We start from the raw sequence: 15,004 nt of genomic DNA on the forward strand, positions 1-15,004 counted from the left end.
ATTTTATGTCTTTTATAGCAACGAAGTTCATTTTTCTCGTTTTGGGGGTAACCTGTTCTGTTAGGTTGATGGGCATGGTGCATTACCCCTCTGATCGCAAAAAATGAGGGAGATGCAATCCAATTATTACAATCCATTTGCAAAGGTTGGAATGGAACTGTACGTATAGATGTTCCACACTCACAATGTACATTTCGAGCACACTTGGAATCGAAAGGATTTCAAGAAACACTGCTTTCACCCCTTATGATAAAAAATTGAAGTCACCTATCTGGAAATCGTGACCATTTATTTGCTATGATGGATGCAGCGTTATGTTAGAAAGGGGTCAAATGCTTGAAACGAATGAAATCTTATATAGTAAGCTGTCTTACTCTTACATTATTAGTGGGTTGTAATGCGGCAGAAAAACCAGTAGAAACAGTAAAACAGGTAAAAAATACAATTGAAACAAAGTTAACAACAGATGAAAAAATGGTCGAAATAGATGGACAAACTATTTACTTTAAACAAATTGGGAAAAAGAAACCACCATTACTTATGCTTCATGGATTTGGTGGATCATCCAACGGATTTAGCGATATTTATGCAGACTTAGCAAAAGATCATACGATTATCTCCGTTGATGTTTTAGGATTTGGCCATTCTTCCAAGCCGATGGATTTTCCATATTCTTTCCCTAACCATGCCAATCTTTATTATAAGTTAATGAAAAAATTAGGATATGATACATTTGCAGTGCTTGGTCATTCTATGGGTGGAGAAATTTCTCTTAATTTAACATACTTATATCCAAATGCAGTTACCCATCTCATTTTAACGGACGCTACAGGAGCTGTATCATTAACGAACAGAAATGCTTCACCTAAGCCACAGTTATCAACTGATTTAAATACTGTTTCTTCAATTACAAATTATGATGAAAGTAAAGTGAAATTTAAACGTGATGATACAGAACATTATAACCAAATGAAAATGTGGCCTAGACGCCTTAAGATTAATGCTAGTGAAATCAAGCTTCCGACTTTAATTATTTGGGGCAGAAATGATAGTAGTGTATCATGGAAAGACGGCGAATCTTATCATCAGTTTTTAAAAAACAGCGCCTTTCATATTATTGAAAAAGGTTATCATGCCCCATTCCGCCAAGAACCGAAAGAATTTATGGGCTATGTAAAAGAATTCTTTGAAAAGAATCCAACCGAAACGACAAAGTAATAAAAACGGGTATCTCACCTTTGAGATACCCGTTTCATATATTAAGCAGCTTGCCTCTGTCTTTTTTGCGTTTTTGAACCTAGTAATTTAGGTCCAATCCAACCATCAATTCCAAGTTTTCCAGCATTCATGCCAGCAACTAAAACAAACATAGATAAAATAACCATTTGTGGATTCACACCTAGAGACCCACTAAACATATAGGAAAAGTTCATTACAAGACCAAAAAAGACAGCTGTTTTCGTTAAACAACCTACAATTAAACCTATTCCAACTAGAATTTCTCCCCATGTTACAAGCGTGTTAAATAGATCAACATTCGGAATTGCAAAGTCTTGTAAGAATGCTGCCCACCAAGATTGAACAGCTGGTTGTGCTCCTTTTGACTTTTCAATAGCCCCCTGCAAATAACCTGTCGCATCAAATCCCTTTCCTTGTAACTTTCCGATTCCAGCCATCAACCATGTGTACCCCAGATAAACACGGATAATCGTTAACACAAAAGAAACTGCTTTGTTTTCTCTTAAAAATTGAATAACCATATCTTCCTCCTAAAGATGTAATTAAGTTAGTTACAGGTAATATCTTAACATTAGTTACTTATTTTTCAAATGTTAATTATGAATAAATCGTGACAATTACATAGAATGTTAAAAACTAACATTTATATAGTTGCTTTTATTTCCTTGCAAAAAACTTGAAAATATCATACCATAATTGATAATGATTTTCATTATTTTTCGCAAAAAAAATTATGCGGTAAATGTGAAACGTGCTTATCCTATATTCGGATAAGCACGTTTCATTCTCTATATAATTCAAATGTAAGAGTCCCGTTATCTAATGATTTTGCATCTTGAAATGCATCATCTATTGTTTTTTGATGATTAATAAGCCCGTAAAATAAACGCATTGTAAACATAAGTGCTGCATTTCCATCCACATAATCTGTTGAGCCTATATAAGCTTTTACACCACTATTTAAAAATGCTGTCGCAAGTTTTGGATCTCCTAAAGTACACCCGCTATTGATAATATACTTGTTATGCAATTTTGCATATTGTTTAATTTCAGTTACACCAAAGTTTCCTCTCAGCTCATCTTTCTCATACACATCTTCCCCTAATTCTTCCATTACAAATTCCCCTTCTTCACCATGAAAGCAAAAGATAATATAATCTATATCTTCATACAAACTTTTCCCTGAAAGAACATCCATCAAATCCCGCGGTCGACCAATCCAATATGTAATAACTCTTGCTCCAAAATACTCAAGCGTCGCTCGAAGCGATTGTGCTTCTAAATCTGAATTATCGCCAACTACTAACGCAATATTCAAATAAAAAACCTCCATTCATAAGTTTATTTCATACACACCTGTTTCTTCTAAAAAATCCTCTCTGGTTAGAACTAAGTTTTGTAAATACTGCCTATATGCTGTAATCGTTCCATCGTGTAAAACGATACAAATTCTTTCTGTATGTAATGTATAACACCAATCGATGAATTCATCTGCTATATTCTGAAATTCCTTCTCTGAAATCATATTTATCCCCTGATTCCATAACATATCGTTTGTATTTTCTCTTAAAGAAAAACTAGGAAATAACTCTTGAATTACCTTTGTATCTAACAACCTGTCACACGGTAATGTTCTCGCTCCTTCACGATAAGGGAAAATACGTGGAGAAATATAAGGATGTGTTATTTTGCGGCAAACTACTTGTGAGCTCCATATCGCAGCAGTTTGTAATGTTCGAAGCGTAGGACTCGCTATTAATACATCGCTTTCTTGTAGTGGTAAACTACTTTGAAGTAACAATGCTTGTTTTTCGCCTTCTTTTGTCAAAGCTGGATTCTCTAATTGCAAGCTCATAGGTAAATCTTTTGTATGTGTTCCCTCGCCATGCCTTATGAAAATAAGTTTCATAGTTTTAGTCCTTTCTATGAAAATAAATATATCTTTCTATCTTTTCTCCTTTCTCTTCTATATTCCTTTTGCATTATTTTTAATCACAATTATGAATGATGCTGTAAAAAATACCTGACACCCATATTAGCAATTATTACAATAAAATATGTAAACCATTTTTATCCCGCATTAACGGGCAGTAAGACCTCCACCTCAAAATTCAGTGAAAGCAAAGAAGTTAGGTGGGGATCAACTGCCCGTAAAAGCCCGATTGGTGAGGGCTAATAATCATCAGTGGGGGATGAAGAAAACCCCCACTGATTAAAGTTTCACTTTATAATTCTTATATATTTAGGGAGGAATTCACAAATGTTTGAAAGCTGAAAAATCTATACAGAGTTATACATTTTTTAATCCGAATACCAATTCATGATTCTCCTCTCAAATGGTTATAGTAACAGAGATAAAACGAAATTCTGAGGAGGATATATCAATGAGTAACTCAAATGATTTTTTAGACACAATACACGAAAAACAAGCGAAAGACGAGCAAAATAGAAAACGCCAAGGGAATGGAAATCCTGGGAAAAAGAAGCCGAATAAAACGCACAAATAACTATAAAAAAGCTGCCTAAAAAATATTCTAGGCAGCCTTTTTTAACCTTCTTTTACAGAAATAACTTCCTCCCAATTCCATTTTTCATAATACCACTGGGGGACATCAATATTTTCAATCCATTTCTTCGCTTTCGATCCATCTCCATTCGCCAACCACATATCTGCCTTTTTACGGTCAGAGCGCATCCATGTCAGCTGATTTTCACTTTTTATATAAAGTGGATTGTAATCTCCATATTTTTTTGAAGGAGTTGTAATTTGACGCTGTCGATTTGATTGAATATTTACTTGGTATAAAGAAGGCAATGATCTTTTTTTTTCTTCGTTCGACCATTCCATTTCCTTCGCTCTTGAAAGAGTAATAAGTTCATTATCCTGCCATGTAAAATCCCAATCAACATATCCTTTTGGAGTGAATTTTTCTTGCTGGAGAGCGGGTAATTCCTTTACTTTTAAATGTTTATTCTCTAACGCAAATCTTCCACTTCCTTCAATATAAGCTAATATATTTTTCGATGGAGCCCATTGTATCCATTGGCTGTTTAATAACATTTGATCTACTTTTTCAAAATAACTTCCGTCCGCTTTCAAAAGACAAAGTGTATTACTATCAGCTGACCACGAAGCAGTTGGTACAGCTAAAAAAGCAATCCACTTTTGATTTGGAGACCACTTGAAATCACTTGCAATATAAGCTAAGAAATCTTCCTGCATACTCGGTAATGTATACAGGTGTTTCATTTTATTCGGATTCATTCCTGCATCCTTTTGTACTTCATATAACTGCGCTCCTGTCCAACCTGTTGGAAGCAACTGAGCCTCAGACGAAACAAGAAATTTCTTTCCGTCTGGATACCATGCATAGTCTCCTACACCCGATGATACATTTTCAAACGTTGCATTCTTCTTCTCTGCATCAAATGTATTTAACGTGCTTGTAAATTCAAATGCAATTATATTCTCTGCCGGTGACCATTGATAATTCGTTGCTTCTGTCTGAGACGGAACAACTTTTTTTCCATCCGCAACACGGTACAATTCAAGCTGATTTTGTTCCTCTCCCTTTGCGTATGCGATCCATTTTCCATCATGTGACCATTTTGGCTTTGTTATGTACTCTCCTTTTGTTATTTGTTTTTCGTTCCCATCGATTTTTATCCAGAGATTATGGTTACGAATAAAAGCTACTTGTATATTTTTTGTTTCAGCTTGAACAGTAGGCACAGCTTCACATAAGCAGCAAACACAGACAATCAAAACAATTATTTTTCTCCACATCTTTTCCTATCCTCCTATAGATAATTCCCACTTATCGTTCCCCTTATCTACTATATTTAAATAAAATTATTGTTGACAACTATTCAAATGTAGTTTTATAATACGAAACATAGTTTAGTTGAACGAATTATATATCGGCTTTGAAGGAAACCTAGTAGCGACTTATATCCCTGACTCAGAGAACTGATGGTTGGTGCAAATCAGTACATATACAAGCGTGAATTACAATTCTGGAGCTTCTTTCCCGTAGTGCGATTATGCATGAAGAGAAAGACGGATCTTTCCGTTATCTTAAAGTAAGTGGTAAACAATTTTTTGTTTACAAGTAGGGTGGTACCGCGATTTCTATCGTCCCTATCGGATTTTCCGATAGGGACTTTTTTGCGTCTTCCCCTTTTAAACAATTTCATATATTACGCGTTGAAAGAATCGCAGTAGTAACTTATATCCCTGTTTCAGAGAGCTGATGTTTGGTGCGAATCAGTACATATACAAGTGCGAATTACAATTCTGGAGTTTCTTTTTCGTAGTGCTATTTTTGCATGAAGGAAAAGACGGATTTTTCCGTTATCAGTAACTGAGAAGTAGGTGGATTTTCACTTACAAATAGGGTGGTACCGCGATTTCTTCGCCCCTATCGGATTTTCCGATAGGGGCTTTTTCTATTTCTCACAAAAACAAATGTTAAATAATTCCGAATCTTATGATAAAATCTTATAAGCGCTTACAATAATTGAAAGGGGGTGATATACCCAAAAGTAATCACAGCAGTTTTTACAGATAAAAAAGGAGGATGTATTAATGACAAAGAAAACAGAAATTCCATCACATTTAAAACCATTTGTATCCACGCAGCATTACGATCAGTACACACCGGTTAATCACGCTGTGTGGCGTTACATTATGAGACAAAACCATAACTTTTTAAAAGATGTTGCTCATCCAGCCTATGTTAACGGACTACAATCATCTGGTATTAATATAGATGCAATTCCAAAGGTTGAAGAAATGAATGAATGCTTAGCACCAAGTGGTTGGGGTGCAGTAACGATTGACGGCCTTATTCCCGGCGTAGCGTTCTTTGATTTCCAAGGACATGGTTTATTACCAATCGCAACAGATATTCGTAAAGTGGAAAACATTGAATATACTCCAGCTCCTGATATCGTTCACGAAGCAGCTGGACATGCACCGATTTTACTTGATCCTACATATGCAAAATATGTAAAACGATTTGGCCAAATTGGAGCAAAAGCATTTTCAACTAAAGAAGAACACGATGCTTTTGAAGCTGTGCGTACTTTGACAATTGTGAAAGAAAGTCCAACTTCTACACCAGAAGAAGTTGCAGCAGCTGAAAAAGAAGTTGTCGAAAAGCAAAAGCTTGTTTCTGGCTTATCAGAAGCGGAACAAATTTCTCGCCTTTTCTGGTGGACAGTCGAGTACGGCTTAATTGGAGATATAAATAACCCGAAAATTTACGGTGCCGGTCTTCTCTCCTCTGTCGGTGAGAGCAAACATTGTTTAACAGATGCTGTAGAAAAAGTCCCATTCTCAATTGAAGCTTGTACAAAAACGACCTATGATGTTACAAAAATGCAACCACAGCTATTTGTATGCAAGTCATTTGAAGAATTAACAGAGGCACTTGAGAACTTCTCTGAAACAATGGCTTTTAAAACAGGTGACGCAGAAGGATTAGAAAAAGCAATTCGTTCTGAAAACAATGCAACTGCTCAATTAAGTAGTGGGTTACAAATTACAGGTACATTTGCAGAAAATATTCAAAATGATGCAGGTAGAGTGATTTACATGAAAACAAATACACCGACTGCATTAGCACTAAACAATAAACAACTACCGAATCATTCTACAGCTGTACATCAAGATGGATTTGGTACACCAGTTGGTTTATTAGAAGGCAATGTTTCACTCGAAGATTGCACAGATGAGGAGTTACAAGCATTAGGCATTATCATTGGTAATCGTACGGAACTATACTTTGCAAGCGGTGTTCATGTAAAAGGAACAGTAACCGATATTATGAAAAACGATGAAAAAATCGCTCTTATTTCATTTACAGATTGCACAGTGGTTTACAAAGATCGTCTATTATTTGATGCTTCATGGGGAGCTTTTGACATGGCAGTTGGTTCAAAAATCACTTCTGTATTCCCAGGCGCAGCCGATGCAGCCGCATTCTTCGAAGTGACTGAAGAAGTAGAAGAAACACCAGAACCACTTACATTAACTGAGCTTGATCGTATGTATCAAACCGTTCGTGATATTCGAAATGAAGGTGTGTTACAAGATTCACATGTGGAACAATTAGTAGCAATTCAAGAGGTACTAAATAAGTTCTATACGAAAGAATGGTTACTTCGTCTTGAAATTTTAGAATTACTTTTAGAGCATAACAAAGGGCACGACGCATCTACTGCTCTATTACAACAACTTTCTACTTTTACAGAAAATGAATCTGTAAAACGTTTGATTAGCAATGGTCTTGCCCTACTCTCAATAAAGGATGTGAACAATAATGCAACGACTAACAGATGAAGAAGTGCAAGAGGAATTAGCAAAGCTAGATAAATGGACAGTGAAAGATGAAAAATGGATTGAAAGAAAATATATGTTTTCCGACTACTTAAAAGGTGTCGAATTTGTCTCTGAAGCCGCCAAACTATCAGAAGAACACAATCACCATCCATTTATCCTTATCCAGTATAAAGCAGTCATTATTACTTTGTCATCCTGGAATGCAAAAGGTTTAACAAAACTTGATTTCGAGCTAGCAAGACAGTTTAATGAACTCTTTTTACAAAATGAAAAAGCAATTATAAGAAAGTAAAAAAGGAGAAGCCTTTATTTAGGCTTCTCCTTTTACAATCAATTGAATACAGTGACCAAACGGATCTTCTACTTGCATTATTCCATCTTTATACGTAGCAATCGCGCCAATATATTTTAAGCTTTCACACACTTGCTCTTTTTCTTTTTCATCTACTAGTACAATTGTGAAATATTTCAAGCCAACGGAATTTGGCATTTGCGGCGGCACACCTTCACCTTGCCATGTATTTAAACCAACATGGTGATGATAGCCACCTGCTGAAACAAATAATACACCGTTTCGGACTGGAATCGTCACTTCAAATCCAAGCCCATCTACATAAAAACGTTTTGCTTCTTCTAAATCAGCAACATGTAAATGGATATGTCCCATTACTGTTCCGCTTGGAAATCCATTCCACTCATTTCCTTGTTGTAATAATCCTTCTCCATCTAATGGGTTGCTAACAAACGGAAGCTCTCCCTTTTCATCACGCCATACTTCTCTTTGACGATCATGATAAATTTCGATTCCATTTCCATCTGGGTCAGCTAAATAAATTGCTTCGCTAAAGTAATGATCTGCCCCGCCATGTAACGGATACACTTTCTGCACAAGATGAAGAAGAATATTTGCTAAATCTTGTCTACTTGGTAGTAAGATTGCAAAGTGATATAAACCAGTGCGACTTCTTTGTTTTGGAAGAGCATTTTCTTTCTCTTCTATTATAAGAAGTGGTTCATTACTTTCATTACCAAGTGTAGCGATATGCTCCTCTTCTCTTACCACTTTCAATCGTAACACATCTGTATAAAATGCTAGAGACTGTTGTAAGTTCGATACATATAAATGAACTGCACCGAGTGTTGTACTGGGATGAAGTCGAAAGTCCATATTGTTATGCCCCCATTTCGATTAGTCTTTTTTGAATACAGTTGCTTTTAAGAAGTTATCTACAAAACCTTCAGCTTTAACAACGAATAAGTAAAGACCCATTGCCAACAATGCAAGGTCTAATTCGTATCCTGGATTCTTTCCATCTCCTAATAAACCAGCAGACCATTTTACTTTTACAATTGCTCCAACTAAAATAAGTGCGAATAATAATCCAATATAACGTACACCTAAACCGATAATCAATAACAGACCACCAACTAATTCTACTGTCGCTACGCCGTATGCAAGAGCACCTGGTAAACCAATGCTTGTAAACCATCCTGCAATATTATCAATGCCTGATTGGAACTTTGCCAAACCATGCATAAAAAACGTTACTCCTAATACAATACGAATAATTAAATTACCAATATGTTGATTCATTTTGTTCTCTCCTTTTTAGTTTTATAATATAAAACTTTTGTTTATATTATAAAACATACAATATTTTTTTTATTCGTCAATTTATTTTTCTTGAGAAAAAAATGTTTTTTTTTGCTATGATACAAATAGTTGTCTACAAAAAAGGAGCTTGATTATTATGAATATCGGTTCTGCAATACGTGAAATTCGTCAGCGCAGAGGCGTCACTATCGCCCAAATTTGTGAAGGAACAGGACTTTCTAAAGGTTTTATGAGCCAGGTCGAGAATAATAAAACTTCTCCATCTATCTCAACTTTAGAAACCATTTCCAAATTTTTAAACGTTCCTCTTCCTTATTTATTACTTGAGCAAAAAGATCACATGAAAATTGTAAAAAAGGAAGAACGAAAATACAGTGTGTATGGAAAAGATGAACAAAGGATTGAACATGTCGCTGAGCAAGGAGGCCTTCGTTTATCTTTAGTAGAAATCCCAGCTGGATTCCCAAAAGAAAATATACCAAATGCTCATGAAGGTGAAGAATGCCATCTTGTTTTGCGCGGTAAATTAGAAGTACAGCACGGAGAAGATATCGCGATTGTGGAAGAAGGAGATTCTTTCTCCTGGAGTGCATGTGTGCCACATATTGTGCGTAATATTGGCGAAGACTCCGCATTATTACTCATCTCGAGCCATGCTGAAAATCGAAAACGTGTATATTAAAAGGCAATGTAAAAAGCCTGTTTTCAAAAATGAAAAACAGGCTTTTTGCATTATTCTCGTATAATTCCATAGCTTGATCCTACTAATACTTCTTTCCCTTTTTGATTACGATAAATCGACTCTATCGATACCTTTTTGTACCCTTCCATTTGTTCCACACTTGTAAGAGTTACATCACAAGTAATTGTATCTCCAGTAAAAACAGGCCTGATGAATTCACTTACTAATTCCCGTGCTATGTAATGTACCTCTCCACCAATTTTCGTTCCAATACTTGCAGTTAATAAACCATGCACCATTAAACGTCCCTGCTCATCATGTTCCATATGATGTCTCCCTTTATCACCTGTAAGATGAGCAAATTCCAAAACCTCTTCTTCTGTAAATGTTCTTTCGTACCGAAACGTATCTCCTACTTTAATATTCATTTTATCCTCCTTTTTAAATTTCTGAATTTTCTTTATTATTTTACCACAAAATGAATAGACCTTCATTTTAATCACTAAAAGTATCGTTACAAACTGTTAATAATTAACATTTTCATGTTATTATTTAAGTATCTTTGGTGAAATTGGAGGTCTTAACAATGACATTTGAATTAGTTAGTGGCATATTATTGGCAGTTTCATTACTCTTCTATTCCACATTAGAAGTTTGGCTTGCTCCCAATAATAACTCCTTCTTTAAAGGTTTCAAAAAGAAAATGATATTCCTACTCCCCTTGTTTACTCTCTCATTCGCAATTCACTACTTCTTTTTTGTACAATAAAATAGTTTATTTGTGTAAATACAAAAGGATCGCTATCGTCTAGCAATCCTTTTTACACGCTTTCTATTATCTAATGGGATTATCGATGTCCTGCTTTTTTCGCTTCATTATAACCATAATAAGCACACGTCCCATTTTGAGATAAATCCCGCACCTCAAAACCACAACTACGATAAAAATCAAAATTATTCGCAGAAGTATGAGCAAACCAATCTCCATGAGGGAGTTTCTGCATACAAAGGGAAACGAGCTTCTTTCCTAATCCTTTTCCTCTATATTCATACTTCACAACTAAATCCATAATATTTGCAGCCATTATCTGATCAGAAATAACACGAACCATCGCAATCATTTCTTCCTCATCCCAAATCGTAAAAGCCCACGTAGAATTTTCAAATGCTATCGTAAATTTTTCAATTTGCCATGATGGAATGCTATTGTTACTCCAGCCCGCATCTTCAAATAAACTTTTAATTGCATAAGCTGGCACACCTGTCGTTCCTTCTCGAATAATGAGTCCATTATGATAAATATACAATCCCACTCCCCCTTTTATTGTTATATACTATTCTTTAAAAGTTGAATATTACCTTTTTAAAAGGAGAAAAAGATGAAGGGATTTTTATTATTCTTTTACACCTCTTATGATTACTATACAAACTACTAATATAGCATTCTTTTGTTTATGGATCCTTACATTACTACTTCTACTACTAAAAAAGAAAAACTATCATCATTTCATATGGATTACTCTATTATTTGGGAGTGGATTCTTTCTCTATTTATTTACTATTGATCAAATTCCCTTTTCTTCAAGAGAACTAACAATTATTGTGAAACGTCTTTGCCTACTTCTTGTTTTTGTGCCATTTCTCATAGATGCTCTTGTACGCAAACAGCGAATATCTCTAAATTGGAATCAACCAAAATGGAACAATACTTTGCACATGCCTTTTATTTGGAGTGGTCCTCATCAAGTTAAAATTTATATATTTCTTATCATCGCGATTTCTATTAACATCGTCACCTTTACACCTTTTCTACTACAAATAGAAATATCTTATATACAACATATCATGCTATTTGCCGTATTGTTTTCTATTATCAATGGCGTATTAAAAGAATGTATTTGGCGGGGAATCCTACTACATCAGTTTACAAATCAGTTTGATGAAAAATGGGCTATTTTGCTTACAAGCATTGGTTTTGGTTTGCAGCATTACTCCTTAGGTTTTTCTTGGAGTGTTTCCACCGCTTTTATTATAGCTGGTATATTTTATGGAGGAATAGTTGTGAAATCAAATAGTATCATTCCAGCTATTATATGGCATGTAATTTTAAACATATTAATGGTATTTAGTAGTCTCATTCTTTAAAAGAGCAGGATTTATCCTGTTCTTTTAATTGCATATACAAGAACATCTATTCCATGAAATGATGCTGTCTTCTCATAACTCATTCCTGTTTTTCGGGCAACAAAGATAGAAGCAGGATGATCTGGATTAATAAGAGAAATGAGCTTATTCAAACTTAACACTTGAAAACCATAATCTCGAAAAGCTGTTGCTGCTTCCTTTGCATATCCATTTCCCCAATACTCTGGAAGTAACCAGTACCCAATTTCAATTTCTTCTCTTCCATCTACTTGTTGCCTAACGAGTCCTGCGTGACCAATTGGAGTACCTGTATCCTTTTCAATCATTAGAAATAATCCTAAACCGTTTTTATAACTAGGAAGAACCCAGCTTTCCAGACTTTTCTTACACTGCACATATGTTTTTGGCGTTCCGTTCCCAATGTAGCGCATTACTTTCACATTTCCCCATAAGGAAGCATAGAAATCTAAGTCATCCATTGTATATTTTCGAAATTGTAAACGATCTGTATGGAACATATCCTACTCCCTTCTTGTAGATTCTCTTTCTATAATTGAAATAGGTAATTGTATACGTTGTACAGGCTCTCCTCGCAATTGTTTATGTAATAATACGATAGAATTCTTTGCCATACTTGTAATGGAGGTATTAATCGTTGTTATATTAGGATGCATTATCATCGAAAGTTCTTGATTATCAAATCCTATAACACCAAAATCTTGTGGGATCGCAATTTTCAACTTTTGAGCCTCCATAATAATTCCAGCAGCTATTTCATCACTGCCTGTAAAGATGGAATCTGGGGCATTTTGCATGGAGTGAATGCTATCTATTACCCTCTTCCCATCCTTCAGCCCATAGCAATTTGGAAATACCCATTCTTGCTGTAACTGTAGACCATACTCCTTTAAAGCTCTTTTATACCCTTGATATCTTTTTCTCTGCGCTTTACTTTTTAATGTATCGTAACAAAATCCTATACGTGTATATCCATTTTCCAAAAGATGCCTCGTTCCAATGTAACCAGCTAGCTCTTCATCAAATTGAACTGTAGATACGAGTTCTGTTTCTACATGTTCATTACAAATAACAATAGCTCCTGAAGTTATCGCACGCTCTATTTCCTCTATTGGCAAAGAAAGTGTAGTAAAAATAAGCCCATCTAACTTTTTCGTCCTAATATATTGTAAAAATTCTCTTTCTCTCTCAATTTCATAATTTGATTGTAATATCACGATATCATAACGATCTATTTTTAAAATACCACTTAACTCTTGAATTAACTGACTAAAAAAGGGATGATGTAAATTTGGTACGACTACACCGATTAATTTTGTTTGTAGACGACGTAGATCTTTCGCTGTCGCCACAGGTACATAATTTTTTTCATCAATAATCGCTTGCACTCTCGCCCTTAATTCTGGACGTACATACGGATGATGATTGATCACACGGGAAACGGTTGCTTTAGACACTCCGGCTAATTTAGCGATATCTTCAATTGTAGAAATCTTAACTTCCCCCTTGACCTGTAATGCATTTCAGAATGTACAGTATATGGTAACTATTATAAACGAGGTGACATGAAATATGGGAAAAATTCAAATTTCTGGAGAGGTTATTGAAACGAAAGCAATTGCCTTTGATAAGGATGGTACATTATTTCACGCGATTCCATTTTGGCAGGAAATTGATAGACTGCGAAAATACAAATTTTCACAAATTGTTGGTAAAAAGTATGAACCTCTGTGGGAAAAAGCAGTTGGATTTGTACCTCCAAACAAAGTTGATTTTAAAGGCCTGTTAGCGGTCGCATCTGAAGAAGAAGAAATTATTGTTGTCGCCAGCCTTTTATATCAAATCAAAAAATATCCATGGCACCGTTGCAAAGAGCTCGCTACTACCATATTTGAAGAAAGTAATGAGCAATTATCCATTGAACAAGCTTTTCATCCTATTCAAGGGATAACTGAATGCATTATTTCTTTGCAAAAAGAAGAAATATACACAGGTATTCTTACCTCGGACAATAAGGTGAGAACAAAAAAATGTATTGATTTACTTAACATACCATCTCTTCAATTTCTCTTTACGCCAGAAGATGTAGAAAACGGAAAGCCTCATCCAGAAATGATTACAAAAGCATGTGAACAGCTTGATATTAGACCAAATGAGCTAGTAATGGTTGGAGATACTGTTGTAGATGTAAAAATGGCTAAAGAGGCCGGAAGTATTGCTGTAGGCATTGCTAATCATGAACATGCAATAGAAGAGTTAACACCGTATGCAGATTTTATCATCAAAGATTACAGTGATATACAAGTTTTAACGAAAAAAAAGCAGTAGACAAAGACTTGTCTACTGCATCCATATCATAACTAGTATAAAGAAAACTACAATTGAGGGAGGGGGAGGATTTTCAATTATATACTAGGTATTTATCTTGTTCTAACAACGTACAAGAACTTCCCGTTCACAAATGACCTTGAATTAGAACTTAGTTCTATTATATTTTAATTGATAAAGATTATCATTGTCAATATAAAACACATACATTTTCTACAAATTTTACTTATACGAAAAAACGCTACAAAAAGATACACTCTTTTCGTAGCGTTTCATCTATCAATCTTATTCATACTCGTTCTCCTCTAACCTGTCACGCAATACTTTAACACGTTTGAAGAAGAAAAATGACATCCCTAAAAATAAAACAATAACACCCATCATCGCAAAGGATTGTACAGTTTCTCTTCCTTCATTTGGAATCAATAGACCAATCATTAAAAATGTGGCTAGCGCAAGAAGAACTTGACCGAAGCGAATATAATCTGCTATTTTCTGTTGTAATTCTTTCATACTTCTACCACTCCTCCCTCTCACTTTATCATATTCTAATAGTTTTTAAGGCAAGTAAATCCAGCCAATGAGGGAGATGTTTTCCAAAGTAAAAAGAGCCGCTGCTAAACGGCTCTTT

At 35.1% G+C, this 15,004-nt stretch carries 18 protein-coding genes, 1 pseudogene and 2 other annotated features; of the genes and pseudogenes, 8 read left to right on the forward strand and 11 right to left on the reverse strand.

Annotated features, from left to right (window positions below; all coding sequences use genetic code 11):
* Positions 1-78: 78 nt before the first annotated feature.
* Positions 79-261, forward strand: a pseudogene (locus JDS96_RS09775) (GNAT family N-acetyltransferase); the annotation flags it as partial.
* 84 nt (positions 262-345) lie between these two features.
* The gene (locus JDS96_RS09780; protein WP_374220996.1) at positions 346-1,218 is read left to right on the forward strand and encodes an alpha/beta fold hydrolase; all 873 of its coding nucleotides are present in this window, start codon (positions 346-348) and stop codon (positions 1,216-1,218) included.
* A 41-nt stretch (positions 1,219-1,259) separates the two neighbouring features.
* Here the strand turns inward: JDS96_RS09780 and JDS96_RS09785 are convergent, their stop codons facing one another.
* From JDS96_RS09785 to JDS96_RS09795, 3 genes are all read right to left on the reverse strand, one after another.
* Complete coding sequence (locus JDS96_RS09785) at positions 1,260-1,760, reverse strand: DoxX family protein (protein WP_199666686.1); 501 nt, start codon at positions 1,758-1,760, stop codon at positions 1,260-1,262.
* 260 nt (positions 1,761-2,020) lie between these two features.
* A complete protein-coding gene (locus tag JDS96_RS09790; protein WP_006095972.1) occupies positions 2,021-2,572 on the reverse strand; it encodes a hypothetical protein in 552 nt (183 codons plus the stop codon).
* The gene (locus JDS96_RS09795; protein WP_199666687.1) at positions 2,573-3,148 is read right to left on the reverse strand and encodes a histidine phosphatase family protein; all 576 of its coding nucleotides are present in this window, start codon (positions 3,146-3,148) and stop codon (positions 2,573-2,575) included.
* Between the two features lie 475 nt (positions 3,149-3,623).
* On the opposite strand from JDS96_RS09795, the gene JDS96_RS09800 reads away from it, so the two are divergent.
* The gene (locus JDS96_RS09800; protein ID WP_003200562.1) at positions 3,624-3,746 is read left to right on the forward strand and encodes a DUF4023 domain-containing protein; all 123 of its coding nucleotides are present in this window, start codon (positions 3,624-3,626) and stop codon (positions 3,744-3,746) included.
* A gap of 41 nt (positions 3,747-3,787) precedes the next feature.
* Here JDS96_RS09800 and JDS96_RS09805 read toward each other — a convergent pair whose 3' ends face one another.
* Positions 3,788-5,026 carry a TolB family protein gene (locus JDS96_RS09805; protein ID WP_199666688.1) on the reverse strand — a complete coding sequence of 413 codons (1,239 nt, stop codon included), beginning with the start codon at positions 5,024-5,026 and terminating at the stop codon, positions 3,788-3,790.
* A 131-nt stretch (positions 5,027-5,157) separates the two neighbouring features.
* Positions 5,158-5,385, forward strand: a binding site (T-box leader).
* 52 nt (positions 5,386-5,437) lie between these two features.
* Positions 5,438-5,665: a binding site (T-box leader), on the forward strand.
* A 162-nt stretch (positions 5,666-5,827) separates the two neighbouring features.
* On the opposite strand from JDS96_RS09805, the gene JDS96_RS09810 reads away from it, so the two are divergent.
* Both JDS96_RS09810 and JDS96_RS09815 read left to right on the forward strand, forming a co-directional pair.
* A complete protein-coding gene (locus JDS96_RS09810) occupies positions 5,828-7,585 on the forward strand; it encodes an aromatic amino acid hydroxylase (protein WP_199666689.1) in 1,758 nt (585 codons plus the stop codon).
* A complete protein-coding gene (locus JDS96_RS09815; RefSeq protein WP_029427556.1) occupies positions 7,563-7,877 on the forward strand; it encodes a 4a-hydroxytetrahydrobiopterin dehydratase in 315 nt (104 codons plus the stop codon). Before JDS96_RS09810 ends, JDS96_RS09815 begins: the two co-directional genes overlap by 23 nt.
* 18 nt (positions 7,878-7,895) lie before the next feature.
* Here JDS96_RS09815 and JDS96_RS09820 read toward each other — a convergent pair whose 3' ends face one another.
* Together JDS96_RS09820 and JDS96_RS09825 are read right to left on the reverse strand one after the other, a co-directional pair.
* On the reverse strand, positions 7,896-8,753 hold the full coding sequence (locus tag JDS96_RS09820) for a VOC family protein (RefSeq protein ID WP_199666690.1): 858 nt from the start codon (positions 8,751-8,753) through the stop codon (positions 7,896-7,898).
* Positions 8,754-8,774: 21 nt separating this feature from the next.
* A complete protein-coding gene (locus tag JDS96_RS09825) occupies positions 8,775-9,179 on the reverse strand; it encodes a DoxX family protein (RefSeq protein ID WP_003200553.1) in 405 nt (134 codons plus the stop codon).
* Between the two features lie 157 nt (positions 9,180-9,336).
* Here JDS96_RS09825 and JDS96_RS09830 point away from each other — a divergent pair, with 157 nt between their 5' ends.
* The gene (locus JDS96_RS09830) at positions 9,337-9,882 is read left to right on the forward strand and encodes a helix-turn-helix domain-containing protein (RefSeq protein WP_003200551.1); all 546 of its coding nucleotides are present in this window, start codon (positions 9,337-9,339) and stop codon (positions 9,880-9,882) included.
* 50 nt (positions 9,883-9,932) lie between these two features.
* Here the strand turns inward: JDS96_RS09830 and JDS96_RS09835 are convergent, their stop codons facing one another.
* Together JDS96_RS09835 and JDS96_RS09840 are read right to left on the reverse strand one after the other, a co-directional pair.
* Positions 9,933-10,310 carry a MaoC family dehydratase gene (locus JDS96_RS09835; protein ID WP_016132059.1) on the reverse strand — a complete coding sequence of 126 codons (378 nt, stop codon included), beginning with the start codon at positions 10,308-10,310 and terminating at the stop codon, positions 9,933-9,935.
* 420 nt (positions 10,311-10,730) lie between these two features.
* Positions 10,731-11,189 carry a GNAT family N-acetyltransferase gene (locus tag JDS96_RS09840; RefSeq protein ID WP_018765876.1) on the reverse strand — a complete coding sequence of 153 codons (459 nt, stop codon included), beginning with the start codon at positions 11,187-11,189 and terminating at the stop codon, positions 10,731-10,733.
* A 295-nt stretch (positions 11,190-11,484) separates the two neighbouring features.
* Between JDS96_RS09840 and JDS96_RS33005 the strand changes: the two genes are divergently transcribed.
* Positions 11,485-12,027, forward strand: coding sequence for a CPBP family intramembrane glutamic endopeptidase (locus JDS96_RS33005; protein ID WP_199666691.1), 543 nt, complete (start codon positions 11,485-11,487; stop codon positions 12,025-12,027).
* A gap of 11 nt (positions 12,028-12,038) precedes the next feature.
* On the opposite strand, the gene JDS96_RS09850 is transcribed toward JDS96_RS33005, so the two are convergent.
* Positions 12,039-12,545: a GNAT family N-acetyltransferase gene (locus JDS96_RS09850; RefSeq protein WP_199666692.1), complete on the reverse strand. Its 507-nt coding sequence runs from the start codon at positions 12,543-12,545 to the stop codon at positions 12,039-12,041.
* Positions 12,546-12,548: 3 nt separating this feature from the next.
* The gene (locus JDS96_RS09855) at positions 12,549-13,502 is read right to left on the reverse strand and encodes a LacI family DNA-binding transcriptional regulator (protein WP_307838173.1); all 954 of its coding nucleotides are present in this window, start codon (positions 13,500-13,502) and stop codon (positions 12,549-12,551) included.
* Between the two features lie 115 nt (positions 13,503-13,617).
* Between JDS96_RS09855 and JDS96_RS09860 the strand changes: the two genes are divergently transcribed.
* Positions 13,618-14,373, forward strand: a complete 756-nt coding sequence (locus JDS96_RS09860) for an HAD family hydrolase (RefSeq protein ID WP_199666693.1) — start codon at positions 13,618-13,620, stop codon at positions 14,371-14,373.
* Between the two features lie 285 nt (positions 14,374-14,658).
* Here JDS96_RS09860 and JDS96_RS09865 read toward each other — a convergent pair whose 3' ends face one another.
* Positions 14,659-14,886 (reverse strand): YrhC family protein, encoded by a 228-nt coding sequence (locus tag JDS96_RS09865; protein WP_199666694.1) that lies wholly within the window; start codon positions 14,884-14,886, stop codon positions 14,659-14,661.
* Positions 14,887-15,004: the final 118 nt, after the last annotated feature.

Source organism: Bacillus cereus group sp. N21, from assembly GCF_016483395.1.
GTDB lineage: Bacteria > Bacillota > Bacilli > Bacillales > Bacillaceae_G > Bacillus_A > Bacillus_A pseudomycoides.

Bases quoted from the DNA above. Each gene is read 5' to 3' on its own strand.
- JDS96_RS09850 (WP_199666692.1), bottom strand. From the start codon at position 12,545: ATGTTCCATACAGATCGTTTACAATTTCGAAAATATACAATGGATGAC.
- JDS96_RS09865 (WP_199666694.1), bottom strand. From the start codon at position 14,886: ATGAAAGAATTACAACAGAAAATAGCAGATTATATTCGCTTCGGTCAA.
- JDS96_RS09790 (WP_006095972.1), bottom strand. From the start codon at position 2,572: ATGGAGGTTTTTTATTTGAATATTGCGTTAGTAGTTGGCGATAATTCA.
- JDS96_RS09835 (WP_016132059.1), bottom strand. From the start codon at position 10,310: ATGAATATTAAAGTAGGAGATACGTTTCGGTACGAAAGAACATTTACA.
- JDS96_RS09820 (WP_199666690.1), bottom strand. From the start codon at position 8,753: ATGGACTTTCGACTTCATCCCAGTACAACACTCGGTGCAGTTCATTTA.
- JDS96_RS09860 (WP_199666693.1), top strand. From the start codon at position 13,618: ATGGGAAAAATTCAAATTTCTGGAGAGGTTATTGAAACGAAAGCAATT.
- JDS96_RS09780 (WP_374220996.1), top strand. From the start codon at position 346: ATGAAATCTTATATAGTAAGCTGTCTTACTCTTACATTATTAGTGGGT.
- JDS96_RS09805 (WP_199666688.1), bottom strand. From the start codon at position 5,026: ATGTGGAGAAAAATAATTGTTTTGATTGTCTGTGTTTGCTGCTTATGT.
- JDS96_RS09800 (WP_003200562.1), top strand. From the start codon at position 3,624: ATGAGTAACTCAAATGATTTTTTAGACACAATACACGAAAAACAAGCG.
- JDS96_RS09830 (WP_003200551.1), top strand. From the start codon at position 9,337: ATGAATATCGGTTCTGCAATACGTGAAATTCGTCAGCGCAGAGGCGTC.
- JDS96_RS09795 (WP_199666687.1), bottom strand. From the start codon at position 3,148: ATGAAACTTATTTTCATAAGGCATGGCGAGGGAACACATACAAAAGAT.
- JDS96_RS09825 (WP_003200553.1), bottom strand. From the start codon at position 9,179: ATGAATCAACATATTGGTAATTTAATTATTCGTATTGTATTAGGAGTA.
- JDS96_RS09810 (WP_199666689.1), top strand. From the start codon at position 5,828: ATGACAAAGAAAACAGAAATTCCATCACATTTAAAACCATTTGTATCC.
- JDS96_RS09785 (WP_199666686.1), bottom strand. From the start codon at position 1,760: ATGGTTATTCAATTTTTAAGAGAAAACAAAGCAGTTTCTTTTGTGTTA.